A 6,326-nucleotide genomic window follows, 5' to 3' on the forward strand; every position below is an offset into this window, starting at 1 on the left:
GAACGCTCCATGACCACCGAAAAGGGCATCAGCCGCCGCCGGTTCCTGGCGGCCTCGACCGCCGGGACGGCCGGCGCCGTGGTCCTCGGCTCCGCGGCCGGCCCCTCCGCGGTCGGCCCCCTCGCCGGCACCGCCGCCGCGGCCCCCGCCCCGGGGGCCGCGCGGCGGGCGCCGTCCGGGCTGCTGACCTCGCTGCTCCCGGCCGGCCTCGGCGTGCGGGCCGCGCGGCCCCGGCTGAGCTGGCAGGTCGCCGACCTCGGCCACGACACGAAGCAGACCCACTACCAGCTGCAGTTCGCGACGACCCCGCGCGGGCTCGAACGCGGCCCCCGCACCTGGGACAGCGGCCGCGTCGCGTCGGCCGACTCCGTGGCCGTCCCGTACGGCGGCCCCGCCCTCGCGCCGGAGACGGCGTACTGGTGGCGGGTCCGGACGTTCGACGGGCGCCGCGCGTCCCGCTGGTCGGAGCCCGCGCTGCTCGCCACCGGCGTGGGGGAGTGGACCGCCGACCCGATCTGGGCACCGGCGGCCGCGGCGCCCGGCGACGGCGTCCTCACCGCGCGCGTGCGCATCACGTCCGTCGCGGCGGGCCTGTGGTTCCGGGCGTCCGGCACCGGCGCCAACTACCTGTGGCAGCTGCGCGCCGGGACGCCCGGCGTGCTGAAGAAGCACGTGTGCGTGAACGGCTCCTACCGGGTGCTGGAGGAGAAGGCCCTCGCCGTCCCCGTCGAGACCGGACGCTGGTACGACGTCGCGATCGCGATGGCGGGCGACACGTTCACGACCTCGATCGACGGGACGGACGTCGACACGACCACCGACGGCACGTACCGCACGGGCACGGTCGGGATGCGCAACGGGTCGACGGAGTCGAACGCGTGGGACCGCGTCGCGTTCACGGCCGCCGACGGCACCGTCGTCCTCGACGAGGACTTCGCCGCCGGGCGCGGCACGTTCTCCGCCGGGACGGTCGAGGACGGCGCGCTGACGCTCGGCCGCGGGCAGTCGACGCTGTCCTCAGCGGGCTCGCCCGACGACGACTGGGCGCTGCTGCGCACGGAGTTCGTCCTCGCCCGCAAGGAGATCGCGGCGGCGGTGCTGCACGTCGCCGCGCAGTCGCCGGAGCCGACCCGCCAGTACCCGGCGAAGGTGTGGGCGAACGGCGAGGTCGCCGGGTTCGCGTCGATGCGGTCGGGCGCCGGGGCGCCGAAGTACCACTCGTTCGACGTGACGCGCCTGCTGCGGCCCGGCCGCCGCAACGCCCTCGCCGCGCTCGCGTTCACCACCGCCGACAAGCGGTTCGTCGCCCGCCTCGCCGTCACCTACGCCGACGGGACGACCGCGACCGTGGACACCGGCCGCGGGTGGAAGGCGCGGCGGCAGGCCGGGATGCTGCGCGACGCGGGCACGATCGGCACCGGGTACTACCACTGCCGCCAGGAGTACTGGGACATGCGGCACGAGCCCGCGGGCTGGACGCACCCGGGGTTCGACGACGCGGCGTGGGAACCGGCCGCCGTCCGGGACCCGATCGACGGCCTGGAGCCCGCGCTCGTCGAGCCCGTCCGGCTGCACGACGTCCGTCCCGCGTCCGTCCGCCGGACCGCGCCCGGCACGTGGCTGGTCGACCTCGGCCGCGAGATCGTCGGCGGGCTGCGGCTCTCCGTGCGCGGGAAGGCGGGCCAGACCGTCGAGGTCCGGCTCGGCGAGGAGCTGAACGGCGACGGCACCGTCCGGCACGCCCTGCGCGCCCAGGTCACCTACCGGGAGATCTGGACGCTGCGGGACGGCCGCCAGACGATCGAGCACTGGGGCTACCGCGGCTTCCGGTACGCGCAGCTCATCGCCGACGACGACCTGGACCTGTCGGGCGCCGTCACCGGGCGGTTCTGGCGCGCCGACTGGGACGACGACGCCGCGACGTTCACCAGCTCCAGCCCCGACCTCGACCGCGTGTACGCGATGTGCCGGTACTCGATCGAGGCGACGCGCGGCGACCTCTACATCGACACCCCGACCCGCGAGCGCGGCCCGTACGAGGGCGACGCGCTGATCAACCAGGCGTCCGAGTACGGGACGCAGCGCTCGTTCGCGCTGGCCCGCGCGTCCGACGCGTTCCTCGCCCGCAACCACACCTGGCCCACCGAGTACCGGCTGATGAACGTCATGTCGGCGTGGCAGGACTACCTGCACACCGGCGACCCCGAGCAGCTCGCCGCCGACTACGACCTCCTCGCGGACAAGCACCTGACCCGGTTCATCGGCGACGACGGCCTCGTCCACAAGGACCCGGGACGGTCCAGCCAGGACCTCGGCGACCTCGTCGACTGGCCCGTCTCCAACCGGGACGGGTTTGTGTTCACCGAGGTCAACACGGTCGTCAACGCCTGCCAGTACGCCGCGTTCGACGCGATGGCCGCGATCGCGGACGTCCTCGGCCGGACGGCCGACGCGCGGGACTGGCGCGCCAGGGCGGCGAAGCTCGCCGACGCGATGCGCGCGAAGCTCCTCGACGCCCCCGCCGGGCGGTTCGTCGACGGCCTCGGCACCGCGCACGGCGCCCAGCACGCCACCGCCTACCCGGTGGCGCTCGGCGTGGCCGGGCCCGGCGCCGTCCCCGACGACGTCCTCGCCGCGCTCGGCCGGACGCTGGCGGGCGGCGGCATGAAGATGAGCGTCTACGGGGCGCAGTTCCTCCTCGACGCGCTGTTCGCCGCCGGCCGCGCCGAGGACGCCATCGGCCTCATGACCGCGACCGGCACGAACTCCTGGCTGCACATGATGGACGACCTCGGCGCCACGATCGTCGCGGAGGCGTGGGACCCGGCCCTCAAGCCCAACATGACGTTCTCGCACGCGTGGGGCTCGGCGCCCGCGAACGCCGTCCCCCGCCACGTGCTGGGCGTGCGGGTCACGGCCCCGGGCGCCGCGGAGATCGAGGTCCGGCCCCGCCCCGGCGGCCTCGCCCGCGTCGCGGGCCGCGTCCCGACGATCCGCGGGCCCGTCACCGTCGGGCTGGACCGCGACCGCGGATACCGCCTCGACGTGGACGTCCCGCCCAACACGTCCGCCCGCGTCGTCGTCGAGCTCGGCGACGACGACCCGCGCCGCTACCGCGTCACCGGACCCCACGCACGCGCCCCCCGCGCCACGAGCCGGGACGTCACCGGGCGGCTCCTCACCATCGGCCCGGTCGGCTCCGGCCGCATCTCAGTGATCCGCACAGGAGGAAAGAGTTGAACGACCGCAACGAGGTCTCGCGCAGGCGCGTTCTGCAGATCGGCGGCGCCGCCGCCGTCGCCGCGGCCGCCGCGCCCGCGCTCGGGGGAGAGACCGCCGCCGTCGCCGCCGCCAAGCCCGGGAACGGTCCGGGCGGGCACGGCGGGTTCGCCCGCCCGGCGGCGGCCGTCCGGCCCCGCTTCCGCTGGTGGTGGCCGGACGCCCATGTCGACCCGGCCGAGATCCGCCGGGAGATCGACCAGATCGCCGACGCCGGCTTCGGCGGCGCGGAGATCGTCGCGCTGCACCACAGCATCGACGACAAGTCGCTCCTCGACCCGAAGAAGTACGGCTGGGGCACCGAGGCGTGGAACGAGGCCGTGGAGGCAGCGCTCGACCAGGCGCGGCGCCGCGGCGTCACGGTCGACCTGACGATGGGCCCGGCGTGGCCCGCGGCCGTCCCGTCGATCACGCCGGACGACGAGGCCGCCGTGCAGGAGCTCGCGTACGGCGCGACGACGGTGCGGGCGGGGGCGACGCACGACGGGCCCGTCCCCGAGCCCGTCGCGGCGCCCGCGGACGGCGTCACCAAGCGGCACCTGGTCGCGGTGCACGCGGTCCGGCTCGACCCGGCGAACGACACCCGCAAGGAGACCGGCCTCGCGCCCGCCTCCTTCCAGGACCTGACCGCGAAGGCCGCGAACGGCCGCATCGCCTGGACGGCGCCGTCGGACGGCGACTGGGTGCTGCTGTCGTACTGGCGGCGCGGCAGCGGGCAGCGGCCCGAGTCCGGCCCGCACAGCGACCCGCCCAGCACGGTCGTCGACCACTTCAGCAAGGCCGGGACCCGCGCGGTCACCGCGTTCTGGGAGGCGAGGCTCCTCACCCCGCGCATCCGGAAGCTGATCCGGCAGGCCGGGTGGACGCTGTTCGAGGACTCGATCGAGCTGGAGACCGACGCCCTCAACTGGACGCCCGGCCTGCCCGAGGAGTTCCGCAAGCGGCGCGGCTACGACCTCATGCCGTACCTGCCGGTCATCGTGCGGCACCACGAGGACACGATCTACACCTACGACGCCGCGACCACCTCGCACGTCCGGCACGACTTCTGGCTGACGATCTCCGACCTGTTCGCCGAGAACCACTTCGAGGCGATCGCGAAGTGGGCGCACTCGATCGGGCTGGAGTACCGGGCGCAGCCGTACGGGCTGGAGACCGACTCCATGCAGGCGGCGGCGATCCTGGACGTCCCGGAGGGCGAGTCGCTCGGGTTCAAGAACCTCGACGACTACCGGGCGCTCGCGGGCGGCCGCGACATGGCGGGCCGCGAGGTCCTGTCGTGCGAGGCGGGCGCCTACCAGGGCGGCGCCTACAACACCACGTGGGAGAAGCTGCTGCTCACCATGGGCGGCGCCTACGCGGCCGGGCTGAACCAGACGGTCCTGCACGGCTTCTCCTACGCCACCGCCCCCGGCGCGAACTGGCCCGGTTTCGCCGGGTTCACCCCGTACAGCGGCAACATCGGCTACTCCGAGTCGTGGGGCCCGCGGCAGCCGACGTGGCGCCACGTCCCGGACGTCGCCGCCTACATGTCGCGGATCCACCACACGATGCGCACCGGCACGAGCCGCATCGACGTGGCCGTCTTCCGGCAGAAGGGCTACACCAAGACCGGCATCGGCGCCGGCTGGTTCACCAAGGACGGCATTCCGCTCGGCTGGACGCACCAGTTCATCAGCGCGCCGCTGCTCGACCTGCGCTCGGCGACCGTCCGGAACGGCCGCCTCGCCCCGGACGGCCCCGCCTACAAGGTCGTCTTCGTGGAGGGCGACCGGTTCGCCGGGAAGGAGTGCACGCTCCCGCTGGACAGCGCCCGCACGATGCTGAAGCTGACGAAGGCCGGGCTGCCGCTCGTCTTCCTCGGCGACTGGTCCGCGGCGACCGTCCCCGGCCTGGAGCGCGACGGCGAGAACGCGAAGCTGCGGGCCGTCCTGAAGGAGCTGTTCGCGCAGCCCCGCGTCCGCGTCGTCGCCGCCGAGGCGGACGTCCCGGGCGCCCTGGCCGACCTCGGCGTGACGCCGGCGGTGTCCTACGCGCAGAGCTCCACGCTGCTCGTCGCGCACCGCGAGGACCGCCGCGCCGACTACTACTACCTGGTCAACGGCAAGCACGCCGACCAGGTGAAGCCCCCGATCGCGCCGATCGACCACGAGGTCACGTTCACGCGCTCCGACCGCCGGGCCGTCCCGTACCGGCTGGACCTGTGGACGGGCGAGGAGCGGCGCGTCGCCGTGTTCAAGGAGGACGGCGACAAGGTCACGCTCCGGATCGCGCTGCAGCCCGGCGAGGCCGTCGTGATCAAGCTGGCGCACGGCGGGAACGCGCCGCACGCCACGGCGTCGGACGCCGAGCTGCGCGTCGAGCGGAACCGGCTGGTCGCCCGCGCGACCGCCGCCGGGACCTACGCCACGACCCTGCCGAACGGCCGGACCGTCCGGACCGAGATCCGCCGCGTCCCCGAGGCCCGCGAGCTGACGTCCTGGCGGCTGCGCGTCGAGGACATGACGCCCGACGGGGTGAAGCGGCACGACCTGCGGCTCGACGCCCTCAAGCCGTGGCCGCAGATCCCCGAGCTGGCGGACGTGTCCGGCATCGGCACCTACTCGACCACCGTCGAGTGGGACGGCCGGGACGGCGCCGCCGGCGCGGTCCTCGACCTCGGCTCGGTGTTCGACACCTGCCGCGTCACCGTCAACGGCCGCCGGCTGCCCGCCGTCAGCGTGCTCGTCCCGAAGATCGACGTCGGCCCGTACCTGCGGCGCGGCCGCAACACGATCGAGGTCGAGGTCGCGACGACGCTGAACAACCGGCTGCGGGTCGCCGACCCCGGCGTCTACGGGAACGCGCGCCCGCAGGACTACGGCCTGATCGGCCCCGTCCGCCTCGTCCCCTACGCCGAGGAGGACGTCCGCACCCGCTGACCCGCGACCGTCCCGGCCCGCCGGTCCGCGGATCGTCCGCGGACCGGTCCGGGAACGCGCGTGCGGGGGGGGGGGGGGGCCCCCCCCCCCCCCCCCCAAACCCCCAACCCCGCCCGCGCCAGACCC

Annotated in this window: 2 protein-coding genes; both read left to right on the forward strand. The window is 75.0% G+C overall.

The window, feature by feature from the left end; translation table 11 throughout:
• The first annotated feature begins 9 nt into the window (after positions 1-9).
• A complete protein-coding gene (locus AB0L25_RS37585) occupies positions 10-3,240 on the forward strand; it encodes a family 78 glycoside hydrolase catalytic domain (protein WP_500177976.1) in 3,231 nt (1,076 codons plus the stop codon).
• Positions 3,237-6,200, forward strand: coding sequence for a glycosyl hydrolase (locus tag AB0L25_RS37590; protein ID WP_500177978.1), 2,964 nt, complete (start codon positions 3,237-3,239; stop codon positions 6,198-6,200). The genes AB0L25_RS37585 and AB0L25_RS37590 overlap by 4 nt, the downstream gene beginning before the upstream one ends.
• Positions 6,201-6,326 lie beyond the last annotated feature (126 nt).

The sequence above is a fragment of the Spirillospora sp. NPDC052242 genome (assembly GCF_040679555.1).
Taxonomy (GTDB): Bacteria; Actinomycetota; Actinomycetes; order Streptosporangiales; family Streptosporangiaceae; genus Spirillospora.

What these genes read in the sequence shown, in the direction of transcription:
- AB0L25_RS37585 (WP_500177976.1), top strand. Translation starts at nt 10, where the DNA reads ATGACCACCGAAAAGGGCATCAGCCGCCGCCGGTTCCTGGCGGCCTCG.